This is a genomic window from Rothia gullae (genome assembly GCF_024294905.1).
Taxonomy (GTDB): Bacteria; Actinomycetota; Actinomycetes; order Actinomycetales; family Micrococcaceae; genus Rothia.
Window position 1 is genome coordinate 169,049 of sequence record NZ_JANCOC010000004.1, and the last position, 14,786, is coordinate 183,834.

Here is a 14,786-nt window from a genome sequence, read left to right on the forward strand (position 1 = left end):
TTAGGCCTGAGCCTGTGCGATAGCGTCGCGGACAGCATCCAGTGCAGCACCAATCTTGGATGCGTCCTGGCCACCACCCTGAGCGACGTCGTCCTTACCGCCGCCACCGCCGCCGAGAACACCGGCAGCGACGCGGACCAGAGCGCCAGCCTTCACGCCAGCCTCACGAGCACCCTCGTTGGTTGCCACCAGGACGACGGGGCGACCATTAGCCACACCCACCACGGCAACAACAGCGGCCTCGGAGCCGAAGCGCGAACGCAGATCCAGAGCCAGGTCCCGAACGCCGTTAGCGTCCAGTTCGCCAGCGTCATGCGCCAGAACGCGAACAGATCCGATGGTCTGTGCGTTCTCCAGCAGCTTGCCAGCCTCAGCCTGCAGCTTCTCGCGGCGCAGCTGAACCAGTTCCTTCTCAGCAGCCTTCAGCTTAGACAGAGTCTGGTTAATCTTCTCCGGCAGATCAGCGGAAGACTGAACCTTCATCAGGCCGGTCAGCTGGTTCACCAGGGTACGCTCAGCAGCCAGGTGGTTGAAGGAGTCCAGACCCACCAGAGCCTCAACACGGCGGTTACCGGAGCCAACAGAACCCTCAGTCAGCAGGGTCAGCGAACCAATCTCAGCGGACGAACCAACGTGGGTACCACCGCACAGCTCGCGGGAGAACTCGCCGCCGATTTCAACAACACGCACCACGTCGCCGTACTTCTCACCGAAGAGGCTCATAGCGCCCAGAGCCTTAGCCTCAGCAATCGGCATCTCATGAGTAATCACCTTGTGGTTATCGCGGATCGCGAGGTTCGCAACCTCTTCAACCTCACGCTTAGCTGACTCGGACAGGCCCTCGCCCCACGCGAAGTCGAAACGCAGGTAGCCTTCCTTGTTGAAAGAGCCACGCTGAGTAGCCTCGTTGCCGAGCACCTGGTGCAGGGCAGCGTGAATGATGTGGGTACCAGAGTGGGCCTTCTCACCGTCGCGGCGGCGCTGAACATCAACCTGTGCCACAACATCGGCACCGACGTGAACATCGCCCTCACGCACAACGGCGCGGTGAACACTCAGGCCCTTTACGGGCTGCTGAACGTCCTGAACGTCAATAATGAAGCCGTTTCCGGTAATAACACCGGTATCAGCAGCCTGACCACCAGACTCGGCATAGAACGGAGTCTCATCCAGGACAACCTCAATCTTGTCGCCAGCCTTAGCTGCGGGAACCGACACGCCGTCCACCAGGATTGCGCGCAGCTTAGTCTCAGTACGCAACTCGGTGTAACCGGTGAAGATGGAGCCACGCTCATCCACGAGCTTACGCAGCTCAGACAGATCAGCGAACGCACCCTTCTTCGCTTTAGCGTCAGCCTGCGCACGGTGACGCTGCTCAGCCATCAGCTCACGGAAAGCCTTCTCGTCAACCTTCACGCCAGCCTCAGCAGCCATCTCCAGGGTCAGGTCAATCGGGAAGCCGTAGGTGTCGTGCAGAGCAAACGCCTCAGCACCAGAAACAGCGTTAGAGCCGTCCTTCTTAGCGGCAGCGACAGCCTCTTCCAGACGCTCAGTACCGGTCTCAATGGTGTGCAGGAACGCCTTCTCCTCAGCGTACGCAATACGGGAAATACGCTCGAAGTCGTCAGCAACGTACGGGAACGCACCCTTCATCGCATCACGCGAAGCCGGGAACAGCACGGGCAGGCAGGGCTCAGTAACGCCCAGCAAACGCATCGCACGAATCGCACGGCGCATCAGACGGCGCAGAATGTAGCCGCGGCCCTCGTTGGAGGGGGTCACGCCATCAGCAATCAGCATCAGCGAAGAGCGGATGTGGTCCGCAACCACGCGCATACGCACGTCATCCTCATAGCCCTCGTCCTCAGCGGACTCAGAGCCGTGGTACTTCTTACCGGACAGCTTAGAAGCAGCGTCCAGAACGGGGCGAACCTGGTCGGTCTCGTAGAAGTTCTCAACACCCTGCAACAGCATGGCAAGACGCTCAACGCCCAGACCGGTATCGATGTTCTTCTTCGGCAGATCACCCAGAATCTCGAAGTCATCCTTACCGATGCCCTCGCCACGCTGGTACTGCATGAACACAAGGTTCCAAATCTCAATGTAACGGTCGTCGTCAGCCGCCGGGCCGCCTTCCTTACCGTAGGCAGGGCCACGGTCGTAGAAGATCTCCGAGTCGGGGCCTGCAGGGCCGGGCTGACCGGTGGACCAGTAGTTTTCCTTCATGCCCATACGCTGAATACGCTCAGCAGGGAAACCAACAGTCTTAGTCCAAATCTCGAACGCCTCATCGTCACCCTCATAAATAGTGACCCACAGGCGCTCCGGATCCAGGCCGAAACCGCCCTTATCCTGAGGGGTGGTCAGCAGCTCGTAAGCAAACGGAATCGCCTGCTCCTTGAAGTAATCACCAAAGGAGAAGTTACCAGCCATCTGGAAGAAGGTACCGTGACGCGCAGTCTTACCGACCTCTTCAATGTCCAGGGTGCGGATGCACTTCTGCACGCTGGTCGCGCGGGAGAACGGAGGGGTCTCACGGCCCAGGAAGTAGGGAATGAACGGCACCATACCGGCAATGGTGAACATAGCGCCGGGCTCGTTCGAAATCAGCGATGCCGAAGGCACCACAGTATGGCCGCGGGAAGCGAAGAAATCAATCCAGCGCTTGGAAATCTCCTGTGAGAGCATCTCGTTCCTTATAGTAATCTATGCGAAATTCTAAATTAGTCTACTGACCTATGGTGCCTGCCCGAGAGCAAAATGGCTAATCGAGCCAGTCTCGTACCGTGGTTTACGGGCGAAAACACCATCTTTTAAAACCTAGTTGAAGAAGCCGTCACCGAGCTGACGATCACGCGCAATACGCTGCTCACGCGCTCGCTTCTGAGCCTCTTCCAAGGAGGCAATCTCAGCCTCCACCTCAATGAGTTCACGCTCAGCCAGGCGGCGGTTCGTGGACTCAATCTCAGCCGAGCTCATCTGGCGGTCCCACGTATCCAGGGATCCAGGACGCAAATCCTGCTTCTGGCGCTCCACCTTAGCGTTGAGCTCCATCTCCTTCTCCTGCATACCCTCACGCACGCGGGCGGCGAACTCAACAGCACGCAGCGCATACGGCTGCAGGGGCTTGCCAATCGGCGATTCGAAGAACTTTCCCATCTGAGACTCCGGGTTAAGGGCAAGCTCACCGTGCTCACGCATGAGCAAGGCGCTGCCGGGGGTACGCTGAGCAGGTTCGGAGGTGGCACGCCTGGAAGCGAAGTAACCAACCGCCGCTCCGGCGCCAAGCAGAAGAGCTGAACGAAGCAGACCCATTAGTTCTCACCGCCTGCAGAGTAAGAGGACTGTGCCGAACCGTACTGACCGCCAGCGTGGGCGTTACCAGCGGTGCGGTGTGCATCGCCCGGCTTGCCACCGCGGAATGCCTGACGCACACCGTACGAGAAGGACGCAACCTTAATCAGCGGCTGACCCACAGTCGAGGTCACCAGCGAGGACAGCGCAGAAACGTTCGCGGACGCATCCGAAACATTCGAAGTGATGTCGTCAACCTTCTCCAGCTGCTCATTGGTGGTCACCACAGTACGGGTCACCTCTTCAATGAGAGGGCCGGTGCTCTGGTTCAGCGAACGAATCGTCACGATAAGCTCATCAAACACCTTGGTCAGGCGAATAATGGGTAGCGCAAGCAGAGCCACCAGAATCGCAAAAACTCCTGCTGCAATCAGGCCCGCAATATCTCCGCCGGTCATCTATAACCCCATTCCGCTCAATGCATGATGCTTATCAATAGTCGTACAAGGCTGGACGCCACCGTGGCGCGCAGCCGGATCGTGCATACAGTTCAGGACTATATACACAGCTCAATCCCCTATTTTAGTCGAAAAATCCTTCAAGCGCCCCCTAAACTCTCATGAAACTCCCAGCGACGGAAGATTCACAGGTTCTGCAGCGCCACAGCCCTGTAGTGTATAAGCCCCAAAAACCCACGCGTTAAACGGGAACAACCCGCCCCCACCGAACGGTGCAGGACGGGTTGCTTCTCGAAAAATCGAGATTATGCCAGACGCGAGTAGTACTCAACGACCAGCTGCTCGTCGCAGATCACGGGGATCTCTTCGCGCTTGGGCTTGCGCTCAAGCTTTGCGTGCAGCTTCTCGATCTCAACGTTCAGGTATGCGGGAACCTCGGGCAGAACTGCCTGGTTCTCACCTGCAGCCGCAGCCTGGAAGGGGGTGGTCTTCTCAGCCTTGGGGTGAACGTGGATCAGCTGGCCGGGCTTGACGTGGAACGAGGGGCGGTCCACGCGAACGCCGTCAACCATGATGTGACGGTGAACAACCATCTGACGTGCCTGTGCAATGGTGCGGGCGAAGCCTGCACGCAGAACCAGAGCGTCGAGGCGGGTCTCGAGCAGCTCGACCATGTTCTTACCGGTCTGGCCCTCGGTACGCTTTGCCTCGAGGTATGCGCGGCGCATCTGTGCCTCGCGAATGTTGTACTGAGCGCGCAGACGCTGCTTTTCCTTCAGCTGGGTAGCGTAGTTGGAGTCAGCCTTCTTGCGGGCACGGCCGTGCTGGCCGGGGCCGTAAGGACGACGCTCGAGGTACTTTTCTGCCTTCGGGGTCAGTGCAATGCCCAGGGCACGGGACTGACGCACGGTACGGCGGGGACGGTTGTGCTTAGCCACAATCTACCTTTCTATGTGAGGCTCCTGCACCCTCACGGGTGGGGCCTCGATCTGTTGAATACTGGCCTCCTCGGTTGACCCCGCCGGAATCCGTACGCGACCAGTTCGGTCGTTACTGTACGGCGGTGGGGCGGAGAGCTCGGGGCAGAGTACCCCGTAGCTACATTACTGACGCTCGCACGAATGCGGGCATAGTAATTGCCAGACCCGTCAAGCTTACCGGATGCACCCGGGCTTTACCAGCCTTTTGGGAAATCTTTGATTCAAATCACTGTGCGTGTGGGTTTTTGGCACTTACCCACACGACCCCCACAGCAAATATTTGCACCCGTCGGAGCTATTTAGGTGCGACTTTCCCGAAAAATTGCGACATCAATATGTTGGAATGTAATCATTTCGTTATTTTTAACCTGTGTCTTTATGGGAATAGCTTGAATCAGGCCCCCATATCGCCTAGATTAGAAACCGTAACAAGCTTGGCCCCCGCTCTTCCGGGAAAGCCGACGGTCAAGACGTCTATCACAACTCAAAACTCTGACGCGGTGCGCAGTACTACCGAGGTACTACGCACCGCTTTCTGTTTGCACTCAACCCTATACGGCTGCTTTCCTGCCGAGGCGCGCCACTCCCCCGGTGGTCAGCACTCAAAGTAGTGGACGACTCGATGGGAGCCACGTAAGCTAACGGGTCGTATCCTGCACCAGAGCCGCATCCAAAATACGGCGAATACGCTCACGACGCTCCGCCAACGTACGCTCAAAACCGTGCTGCGTCGGCTCGTAGTAGACCGTACCGCGCAGAGTATCCGGCAGGTACTGCTGCGCCGCCACATGCCCCGGCTCATCATGCGCATACACATACCCCACGCCGTGACCAAACTGCTTAGCCCCCGCATAATGACCATCACGCAAATGCACCGGAACCTGACCCGAAGCACCCGCACGCACATCCGCAATCGCGCGGTTAATCGCGTTATACGCGGCATTCGACTTCGGAGCGAGCGCACAATAAATCACCGCCTGCGAGAGAATAATACGCGCCTCCGGCATGCCCACCAGCGCCACTGACTGCGCCGCAGCTGTCGCCACCTGCAACGCCTGCGGATCAGCCAGACCAATATCCTCACTCGCCAAAATCATGATGCGACGCGCCACAAAACGCGGATCCTCGCCACCCTCCAACATGCGCGCCAAATAGTGTACCGCGGCGTCCGCATCAGAGCCGCGCATGGACTTAATGAACGCACTCACCACGTCATAGTGCTGATCGCCCGAACGGTCGTAGCGGATCGCGGCGCGGTCCACCGCCTCCGTAGCGTGCGCCAGGGTGATGCGCACGGGCACGGCAGGTTCAGAGGCCTTCTCCCCCGATTCCCCCGCCGGGTCTTCTGAATCTGCCAAATCTGCCAAATCCTCGGCGGAGCGGGCAGATTCTACCGAAACCTGTTCAGCCTCGCTAAACGCAATCGCAGCCGCCGCCTCCAGCGAGGTCAGGGAGCGGCGAGCGTCGCCTCCAGAAACCGCCGCGAGGTGGGCGCGCGCATCCTCATCAATAACCGCTGCACCATCAAAACCACGCGGATCAGCCAACGCACGGTCAATCAGACGCTCAATATCGGACTGCTCCAACGAATGAACCCGCAACAGTAGCGAACGCGAGAGCAGTGGCGAAATAATGCTGAACGACGGGTTCTCCGTCGTAGCCGCCACCAGAATCACCCAGCGGTTCTCCACGCCGGGCAGGAGCGCATCCTGCTGAGCCTTCGTGAAACGGTGAATCTCGTCGAGGAAAAGCACGGTAGTCGTGCCGTACATGTCACGGTCGAGCAGCGCCTGATCCATGACCGCACGCACATCCTTCACGCCCGCGGTAATCGCCGAAAGCTCCACGAACTTACGACCCGGCGCACGCGCAATCACATGCGCCAAGGTGGTCTTACCCGTACCCGGAGGGCCGTACAAAATCACCGACGAAGGGCCAGCCGGGCCGGCGTTCTCCCCCGCCAACACGCGCAGAGGCGCACCCGGAGTCAGCAGGTGCTCCTGGCCGAGGACCTCATCAATCGTGCGCGGACGCATACGCACCGCCAACGGTGCACGAGACGCCGAACGCGCAGAATTCGCACGCGACCCGGAGGCACGCGAGGAGGCGGGCTCCTCAGCGGGCGCCCCAATCAGGCTCACGCGGTCCCCGTCATCGGGCAACTCAAAATCAAAGAGGGAATCAGCCATAGTCTTACTCTATCGTTTTGCAGGCTTGAGGTGGGCGCGGGGTGTGGATATACAGCAGCGGATTTAGCTCGCGGCGTGACGCCACACGGGTTTTCGATGGGGTTTCGATAGGTTAGTGTCTTCGCCGTGGGTTTTAAACCCCGGGGCAATCCACTAACCTATCGAAAGCGCCGGCCTAGAGGGTCTCACTATCGAGGATCAGGGTTACCGGACCGTCATTGACCAGCTCCACCTGCATGTCCGCGCCGAACACGCCGGTCTCCACGTGCAGGCCACGCTCACGCAGCGCCTGAACATAGTCGTTGAACAGCGGCTCGCTCACCGCACCGGGCGCAGCGGCAGACCAGGAGGGGCGGCGACCCTTCTTCGCATCCCCGTACAGGGTGAACTGGCTAACCGCCAGCACGGGTGCGCCCTCATCGAGCAGTGACTTTTCCCCCTCCAGCAGGCGCAGGTTCGCGGTCTTATCGGCAAGCTTCGCGATCTGCGCTGCACCGTCACCGTGCGTGATGCCGACCAGAACCAGGTAGCCGGGCTGCTCAATCGCCCCAACGGTCTCACCAGCCACGCGCACCGCCGCGCGGGTCACACGCTGAATAACTACTCGCATCGTTCACCTTTCAACTTGGAGCCGGCCTTCACCGGGCTCATACATCTCTTTCGACACCACTCTCGGCAGCTGGTTTAGGGGAACCGCCTCAGAGCACACCGCGCAGTTGCACGGCACGCAAAAACTGGTTTGCCGCCCGCGGAGTACGAAACTCAATAAAATGCTTCTGCAGATGTTGCCCGCGAGCCTCCGCCAGCAATTCCCCGACATGAGGGTAGCTCCTCCACGTGTACCGAATCATGTTATCCGGGTCGCGCAGAATATTCTTCAGCGGCGGCTCCACATTATCAGCCCACAGCCTCTGACCCGTCACCGCACGGCGCACCGTCCGGCGAACCACACGCCACATGACCACCGCACGGCTATAGCGCAGGTAAATCACCACATCCGCACGCTCCAGCAGGCGGCCACGCACCTGCGGATACTGCCACTCCGTAATCCACGCAGGCCGCTCAATGAGCGCCTGAACATCCGCCTCAAAACTAGGGCGCGGAGTCCAGTTCGGACCCCAATGCAACGAGTCCATCTCCGTATGCGGAATGTCCAGGAGGCGCCCCAACCGCGCCGCGAACGTCGTCTTACCGCTACCGCTCGGGCCGGCAATCAGAATACGCATGCTCCCCTCCCCCTTTGGGTAGTACACAAATCGGCACGCACACCAGTTGATACAAAAGGTGGGCTGCGACCCTGCACCAGCAGAATACACAGCCCACCCTTCAACGGCGACCCCGGCACAACTCAACGCCCGCCGGGTTCACGCCGCACAGGCCCACACCCCTACGGGGCGCACGACCAAAGACTAGAGAATTACTCCTCGTCCTTCTTCTTCGGCTTGAAATCAACGCCAGCTTCCTTACGCTGCTCCGGAGTAATCGGGGCAGGAGCCGCAGTCAACGGATCAAAACCATTACCGGTCTTCGGGAACGCAATAACCTCGCGGATCGAATCAACGCCAGCCAGCAGAGACACAATACGGTCCCAACCGAACGCAATACCACCCATGGGCGGCGCACCGTACTTGAACGCATCCAGCAGGAAGCCGAACTTCTCCTGAGCCTCTTCCTCGCCAATGCCCATCACAGCAAACACGCGTTCCTGCACGTCACGGCGGTGAATACGGATCGAACCGCCACCAATCTCGTTACCGTTGCAGACAATGTCGTAAGCGTATGCCAGAGCCGAACCCGGGTCGGTGTCGAAAGTATCCATGAACTCGGGCTTCGGGGAGGTGAACGCGTGGTGCACAGCAGTCCACGCGGAGTGGCCCAGAGCCACGTCACCGGACTCAGTAGCATCAGCAGAAGACTCGAACATGGGAGCGTCAACAACCCACACGAAGGACCACTCGCCGTCCTTAATCAGGCCGGTACGGTGACCAATCTCAACACGAGCAGCACCCAGCAGCGCACGGGAAGCCTTAGCCTCACCAGCAGCGAAGAAGATGCAGTCGCCGGGCTTCGCGCCGGTAGCCTCGGCCAGGCCAGCACGCTCAGCGTCGGTAATGTTCTTAGCAACCGGACCGGTCAGCTCGCCATCCTCCTGAATGAGGACGTAAGCCAGGCCCTTAGCGCCACGCTGCTTCGCCCACTCCTGCCAAGCGTCCAGGGTACGGCGAGGCTGAGAAGCACCACCGGGCATGACAACAGCACCCACGTAAGGAGCCTTGAACACGCGGAAAGTGGTGTCCTTGAAGTACTCGGTCAGCTCAGTCAGCTCCAGACCAAAACGCAGGTCAGGCTTGTCCGAACCGTACTTCTCCATCGCATCCTTGTAGGTTATGCGCTGAATCGGGCGGGGAACCTTCACGTCAATCAGGTTCCACACAGCCTCAACGATGCGCTCGCCCAGCTCAATGATGTCTTCCTGATCAACGAACGACGCCTCAATGTCCAGCTGAGTGAACTCAGGCTGACGGTCCGCACGGAAATCCTCGTCACGGTAGCAACGAGCAATCTGGTAGTACTTCTCAATACCGCCCACCTGCAGCAGCTGCTTGAACAGCTGCGGGGACTGCGGCAGAGCATACCAAGAACCCGGAGCCAGACGAGCCGGCACCAGGAAGTCACGCGCGCCCTCAGGGGTGGAACGGGTCAGGGTCGGGGTCTCAACCTCAATGTAGCCGTCCTCAGCCAGCAGGTTGCGTGCCGCACGGTTCGCGTCTGAACGCAGGCGCATGATGCGAGCCGGCTCCGGGCGGCGAAGATCCAGGTAGCGGTAGCGCAGGCGCGCCTCCTCACCCACCTCAACGTGCTCGTCAATCTGGAAAGGCAGCGGAGCGGCAGTGTTCAGCACCTCAACGGCGGACACCTCAACCTCAATCTCGCCAGTCGCCAGGTTCGGGTTCTCGTTACCCTCCGGGCGCTTAGTCACCAGACCGGTCACACGCAGCACGTACTCGTTGCGCAGGTGCTCAAAATCAGCCTCATTGTGGAAAACACACTGGGTGACACCCTCACGGTCACGCAGGTCAACGAAAGCGACACCACCGTGGTCGCGGCGGCGAGCCACCCAACCGGTCAGGGTAACAGTCTCTCCAATATTTGCGGCGGTCAGCTCGCCGTTGGTGTGAGTGCGAAGCACAGACATTCCTTTCATAGCGGGCACCTCACGACTATAGACAGTAGCCGGGTACACGCGGTTGATGATATGCGCACACTGCGTGCGCCTCATATATTGTATCCCCTCCGGGCAGGTCAGGGGCAGAAAATAGGGCACGGAGGCGGGGCTGCAGGTAGGGCGGCAGGTTCGCGGGGGTCTGCGGTCGATAGGTTAGCGTCTTAGCCGTGGGCCTTTAACCCGGGGTGAAGGCATTAACCTATCGAAAAGCCACTACCCTATCGAAGTATTACTGGGGAATCCACTCCGCATGCCTGTGGACAAACACTTTTTCGGTTGAATCCGCGAAGTTATCCACAGATTTCACGAACAAGCCCCACAACCTCACACAGCCTGCCAGGATAAAGCCTATGAACACCGTAACTATTCCGTGGCAACGCGTCCCAAACGTATTACCGGCTACACCAGAAATTACCCGCACCGTAGAACTGCACCCATTCGTGCTGAACTCCCAGATGCTCAACCTGCGAGGAGTCGGGCCCAAACGCATTCGCAAGCTAGTGGCGGAAGGGTCTCTGCAACGTATCCAGCGAGGAGCCTATATTTACACCCGCGATGCCCAAGCGCTCACCCCCGAAGAGCGGCTCACGGTACGGTGCATCGCTGCTCAGATGATGGGTCTTCAAGGGATCTTCTCCCACGCATCAGCCGCGGCACTATGGGGACTTGATGTACTCTCTGTTCCCCAAATGATAAGCGTGTATAGCCGTAGTCATAGCACCTCTGACAAGGGAAGAATCACCCGGCATTACAGCGCCACCAGCCCCGAGGAAGTCACCAGGTTACCGGGCACATCCATCATGGTTACGACGGTGGCTCGCACGCTACAGGATTGTGCGCGCAGCATGCCCTTTCGGGAGGCGGTGGTCCTCGCCGACTCCATCATGCGCCGGGGACTAATGGAACCCCACGAAGTTACCGAAACCCTGCTGAACCTCACCGGGTACGGCGGTTCAGCCGGGCCCCTCCTGGCGCAGGCAGTGGATGTATCCAGCGAGTCGGCCGGTGAAAGCCTCACCCGGTGCCTGCTCATGGAGCACAGGCTGCCCCTGCCCGTAACGCAGTACCCGATTTCGTGCGAGGGCCGTAACTATCGAGTAGACTTCGCCTGGCCCGAGGCACGGGTCATTCTCGAGTTCGACGGTGAACAGAAATACGTGGACCACCCCGGCAGGGACCGCTACGAGGCAGCCCGCGACCGCGCACTGACCCGCGCCGGATGGACGGTCGTACACCTCACGTGGGCTGACATCTTTCAAAAAGAACGGGAAGTCATCACCCACTTGCGGAAACTACTCTTGAGATAAAGCGAGGAAACGCCTCAGTCGATAGGTTAGCGCCTTCACCCCGGGTTAAAGACCCACAGCGAAGACACTAACCTATCGAGAATCTGGGCTCACACGAAAGACCCGCCCGGCAGGGAGGTCAACATCCTCCCCACCAGGCGGGTACACATCCATATGCAGGCTACAGTAATCAAATTATTACAGCAGCCAGATACTACAGCGGCCAAACACCGCAGGGATTACAGGCCATAAGATGACAAGCCCCTAATGTTTACAGACCCTCAGCACGCACAATCTGAACGTGCAGGTCCTCAGCCGGCGGCATCCACGAAGCCGGATCAGCAGCAACCTGCTCACCCGAACGGATATCCTTCACCTCGTGAATCGGAGCACCCGACTCATCCGACGAAATGAACCACACGAACGGAATGCCGCGCTTCTCAGCGTACTTAATCTGCTTACCGAACTTCGCCGCATTCGCAGACACCTCGCAGGCAATGCCGCGGGCACGCAGCGCATCCGCAACATCATTCGCAGCCGACCAGCCCTCATCATTCGTCAGGGCAACAAACACAGCCGAAGGCACCTTACGGCTCGCCTGCGCAAAACCCTGCGACAGAATACGAGCCACCACACGGGTCACACCAATCGACAGGCCAACACCCGGGTACGTCTTCTTACCGTTCGATGCCAGCGACTCGTAACGGCCACCCGAACAGATCGAACCCAGCGACTCGTGACCAACCAGCACAGTCTCATACACGGTGCCGGTGTAGTAGTCCAAACCGCGAGCAATCGACAGGTCAGCCAGCACCTTACCCGGCGCACGGCGAGCCGCCTCCTCAATGACCTCAGCCAGCTCAGCAAGACCCTGATCCAGCAGCTCATGCTCCACCGAATACTTAGCGGCAAGCGCACGCACCTGCTCCACAAAAGAAGCATCCTCCGTGCGGATCTGTGCCAGCTCCAGAGCGGCAGCGGCAGCATCCGCGCTCGCACCAGCCTCAGCCTGCAGCTCCTCAGCCACACGCTCAGCACCGATCTTCTCCAGCTTGTCAATAGAACGCAGAACAGCCGCAGTATCAGTCAACCCCAAGCCCAGGTAGAAACCCTCAGCCAGCTTGCGGTTATTCACACGCAGCTTGAACTCAGGAATCGGCAACTTTGACAGTGCATCAACAACAACCAGCGCCAAGGTCACGTCGTAACGGAACGGCAGCTCGCCGTCGCCAACCACGTCAATATCAGCCTGAGTGAACTCGCGGGCACGACCCTCCTGCGGACGCTCACCACGCCACACCTTCTGAATCTGGTAACGCGAGAACGGGAAATTCAGGTAACCGGCGTTCTCCACCACATAACGGGCAAACGGCACAGTCAGATCAAAGTGCAGAGCCAGCTTTTCCTTAGCCTTCGCAGCCTCGTCCTCCTGCAGGCGAGAAATTGCGTAAACTTCCTTGTCAATCTCACCCTTGCGCAGCAGCTGCTCAATAGTCTCTACCGAACGAGTCTCAATCGGGGAGAAACCGTGCAACTCAAAAGTCTCACGCAAAGTGTCCAGAACATGATTCTCAACCAACCGCTCAGCCGGAAGATACTCGGGAAAACCAGACAGCGAAGCCTTGCGAGCCATACGCGACACTCCTTGACAAAGAACTCGACAACAAAACCCCGGAACACCTCCGGGCATATCTACCCATCATACCAACACCCACCCCAGCACAGCACCCACTCCCCCAGCTCACCCAAAGCAAACTCGCACAAACCCGCAGCCGGCAGGTTCGCCCACAACACAACACGACCAGACACTACTCACACACACCTCACAGAGGCTATGCTTAGGAGGTGCACACGCACACCCAAACGGGTGCCCACCACGGGGAACAGCGCAAAGGCGCCCCACCCCAGCACCCCCGAGTGAAAGAGTTATAGCGGTGACTACCAAACCCGACGACACTGTAAACCTCGAAAAGGCACGCCAGTACGGCCGCGTCTCCGAGGACGGCCACGTCTTCGTCATTGTCGACGGCGAAGAATACGCCGTAGGCCAGCTGCCCGGCGCCTCCGAAGAAGAAGCGCTCAGCTACTTCGCCCGCAAGTTTGAAAACATCGAGGCGCAGGTTGCCCTGCTCGAGTCCCGCCTCGCCAACAACGCCCCCGCCGCAGACCTGCAGAAGGGCATCACCTCCCTCGGTACACAGATCGGTGTGCGCAACATGGTCGGTGACTACTCCGGCCTCCAGAAGCGCCTCGTCTCCCTCGCAGAGCAGATCGCTGAACTCGGCGAAAAGCAGCAGCAGGCACGCGCCGAAAACCGTGAACGCGCCCTCGCCGTCCGCGAAGAAATCGTCGCGGAAGCCGAGCATATTGCCGGCCAGGACCCCGACCAGATCCACTGGAAGAACTCCCACTCCCGCATGAACGAACTGTTCGAAGCGTGGAAGAAGGCACAGCGCGAAATTCACCTGGCAAAGAGCATAGAGGACGAGCTGTGGAAGCGTTTCCGTACAGCCCGCACCACCTTCGACCGCAACCGCCGCGCACACTTCTCGCAGCTCGACGACCGCAACGCACGCATCAAACGCGCCAAGGAAGAGCTAATTGCACGCGCGGAAGAGCTGTCCACCTCGACTGACTGGTCTGAGACTTCCCGCGTATACGGCGACCTGATGCGCACTTGGAAGCAGGTGCCCCGCGGCCACCGTCGCGAAGACGACAAGCTGTGGGCACGCTTCCGCGCGGCACAGGACGTGTTCTTCAACGCCCGCAACGAAGCCGAAGCAGCGCAGGACGCAGTCTACGCCGAAAATCTCAAGGTCAAGGAAGCACTGCTCGAAGAAGCACGCGCACTCCTACCCGTCGAAGACATTGAGGGCACGAAGGCAGCCTTCGAGAAGATCCTGGACCGCTGGGATGCGGCTGGCCGCGTACCCCGCAACGACCTGCGTCGCGTCGACGGCGAGTTGCGCCGTATTCAGGATGAAATCAACGGCGCCGAAGAGGCAAAGTGGAAGCGCAACGACCCCGCCAAGGTAGCACGCGCGAACTCCCTGATCGCACAGATCGAGGACTCCCTCGCCGAGCTGGAGGCAGAGCTCGCAGTAGCTGAGAAGGGCGGCGACTCCAAGAAAATCGCCAAGGCTAAGGAAGCTCTGGAGGCGCGCCGCGCCTGGGCAGCCACCCTGCAGGACTTCGGCAACTAGGGTCTAGCCGACGGTCTAAATAACGTCTAATTAACGCCGAGAAGCCCCCAGTGTTTTGACACGCCCCCCTAAAGGGGGCGGTTGGAAACACAAGTGGGGTGTGGGGGTGGGCCGGGGGTTTAATAATTCCCCCCCCCCCGGCCCCGGGCG

At 59.5% G+C, this 14,786-nt stretch carries 12 protein-coding genes and 1 pseudogene; 3 read left to right on the forward strand and 10 right to left on the reverse strand.

The genetic code is table 11. The features are described from left to right. The 8 genes from alaS to aspS all read right to left on the reverse strand — a co-directional run bounded on the left by alaS (window position 1) and on the right by aspS (window position 10,111). The gene (gene alaS, locus NML54_RS04240; RefSeq protein ID WP_254756058.1) at window positions 1-2,688 is read right to left on the reverse strand and encodes an alanine--tRNA ligase; all 2,688 of its coding nucleotides are present in this window, start codon (window positions 2,686-2,688) and stop codon (window positions 1-3) included. Between the two features lie 132 nt (window positions 2,689-2,820). Further along, window positions 2,821-3,315, reverse strand: a complete 495-nt coding sequence (locus NML54_RS04245; RefSeq protein ID WP_254756059.1) for a peptide chain release factor 4 — start codon at window positions 3,313-3,315, stop codon at window positions 2,821-2,823. After that, entirely contained in the window at window positions 3,315-3,752 is a 438-nt protein-coding gene (locus tag NML54_RS04250; protein ID WP_254756060.1) for a DUF948 domain-containing protein, read from the reverse strand. Before NML54_RS04250 ends, NML54_RS04245 begins: the two co-directional genes overlap by 1 nt. A 305-nt stretch (window positions 3,753-4,057) precedes the next feature. After that, complete coding sequence (gene rpsD / locus NML54_RS04255) at window positions 4,058-4,690, reverse strand: 30S ribosomal protein S4 (protein WP_254756061.1); 633 nt, start codon at window positions 4,688-4,690, stop codon at window positions 4,058-4,060. Window positions 4,691-5,370: 680 nt separating this feature from the next. After that, a complete protein-coding gene (locus tag NML54_RS04260) occupies window positions 5,371-6,921 on the reverse strand; it encodes a replication-associated recombination protein A (RefSeq protein ID WP_254756062.1) in 1,551 nt (516 codons plus the stop codon). 175 nt (window positions 6,922-7,096) lie between these two features. Next, window positions 7,097-7,531, reverse strand: a complete 435-nt coding sequence (gene dtd / locus NML54_RS04265; protein WP_049327228.1) for a D-aminoacyl-tRNA deacylase — start codon at window positions 7,529-7,531, stop codon at window positions 7,097-7,099. 88 nt (window positions 7,532-7,619) lie between these two features. Beyond that, window positions 7,620-8,147 (reverse strand): P-loop NTPase family protein, encoded by a 528-nt coding sequence (locus tag NML54_RS04270; RefSeq protein WP_254756063.1) that lies wholly within the window; start codon window positions 8,145-8,147, stop codon window positions 7,620-7,622. A gap of 191 nt (window positions 8,148-8,338) precedes the next feature. Beyond that, window positions 8,339-10,111, reverse strand: a complete 1,773-nt coding sequence (gene aspS, locus NML54_RS04275; RefSeq protein ID WP_254756064.1) for an aspartate--tRNA ligase — start codon at window positions 10,109-10,111, stop codon at window positions 8,339-8,341. A gap of 386 nt (window positions 10,112-10,497) precedes the next feature. On the opposite strand from aspS, the pseudogene NML54_RS08980 reads away from it, so the two are divergent. After that, a pseudogene (locus tag NML54_RS08980) lies at window positions 10,498-10,683 on the forward strand (type IV toxin-antitoxin system AbiEi family antitoxin domain-containing protein); the annotation flags it as partial. 212 nt (window positions 10,684-10,895) lie between these two features. Here NML54_RS08980 and NML54_RS04280 read toward each other — a convergent pair. Next, on the reverse strand, window positions 10,896-11,033 hold the full coding sequence (locus NML54_RS04280; RefSeq protein ID WP_254756065.1) for a hypothetical protein: 138 nt from the start codon (window positions 11,031-11,033) through the stop codon (window positions 10,896-10,898). 13 nt (window positions 11,034-11,046) lie between these two features. On the opposite strand from NML54_RS04280, the gene NML54_RS04285 reads away from it, so the two are divergent. After that, the gene (locus NML54_RS04285; protein WP_254756066.1) at window positions 11,047-11,454 is read left to right on the forward strand and encodes an endonuclease domain-containing protein; all 408 of its coding nucleotides are present in this window, start codon (window positions 11,047-11,049) and stop codon (window positions 11,452-11,454) included. Between the two features lie 250 nt (window positions 11,455-11,704). Here the strand turns inward: NML54_RS04285 and hisS are convergent, their stop codons facing one another. Then, complete coding sequence (gene hisS, locus NML54_RS04290; protein ID WP_254756067.1) at window positions 11,705-13,066, reverse strand: histidine--tRNA ligase; 1,362 nt, start codon at window positions 13,064-13,066, stop codon at window positions 11,705-11,707. Window positions 13,067-13,367: 301 nt separating this feature from the next. On the opposite strand from hisS, the gene NML54_RS04295 reads away from it, so the two are divergent. Beyond that, on the forward strand, window positions 13,368-14,636 hold the full coding sequence (locus tag NML54_RS04295; RefSeq protein WP_254756068.1) for a DUF349 domain-containing protein: 1,269 nt from the start codon (window positions 13,368-13,370) through the stop codon (window positions 14,634-14,636). Window positions 14,637-14,786: the final 150 nt, after the last annotated feature.

Coding starts and splice junctions, on each gene's coding strand:
- alaS (WP_254756058.1), bottom strand. CDS start 2,688: ATGCTCTCACAGGAGATTTCCAAGCGCTGGATTGATTTCTTCGCTTCC.
- NML54_RS04245 (WP_254756059.1), bottom strand. CDS start 3,315: ATGGGTCTGCTTCGTTCAGCTCTTCTGCTTGGCGCCGGAGCGGCGGTT.
- NML54_RS04250 (WP_254756060.1), bottom strand. CDS start 3,752: ATGACCGGCGGAGATATTGCGGGCCTGATTGCAGCAGGAGTTTTTGCG.
- NML54_RS04260 (WP_254756062.1), bottom strand. CDS start 6,921: ATGGCTGATTCCCTCTTTGATTTTGAGTTGCCCGATGACGGGGACCGC.
- dtd (WP_049327228.1), bottom strand. CDS start 7,531: ATGCGAGTAGTTATTCAGCGTGTGACCCGCGCGGCGGTGCGCGTGGCT.
- NML54_RS04270 (WP_254756063.1), bottom strand. CDS start 8,147: ATGCGTATTCTGATTGCCGGCCCGAGCGGTAGCGGTAAGACGACGTTC.
- NML54_RS04280 (WP_254756065.1), bottom strand. CDS start 11,033: ATGATGGAGTCGGCGAGGACCACCGCCTCCCGAAAGGGCATGCTGCGC.
- NML54_RS04285 (WP_254756066.1), top strand. CDS start 11,047: ATGGAACCCCACGAAGTTACCGAAACCCTGCTGAACCTCACCGGGTAC.
- hisS (WP_254756067.1), bottom strand. CDS start 13,066: ATGGCTCGCAAGGCTTCGCTGTCTGGTTTTCCCGAGTATCTTCCGGCT.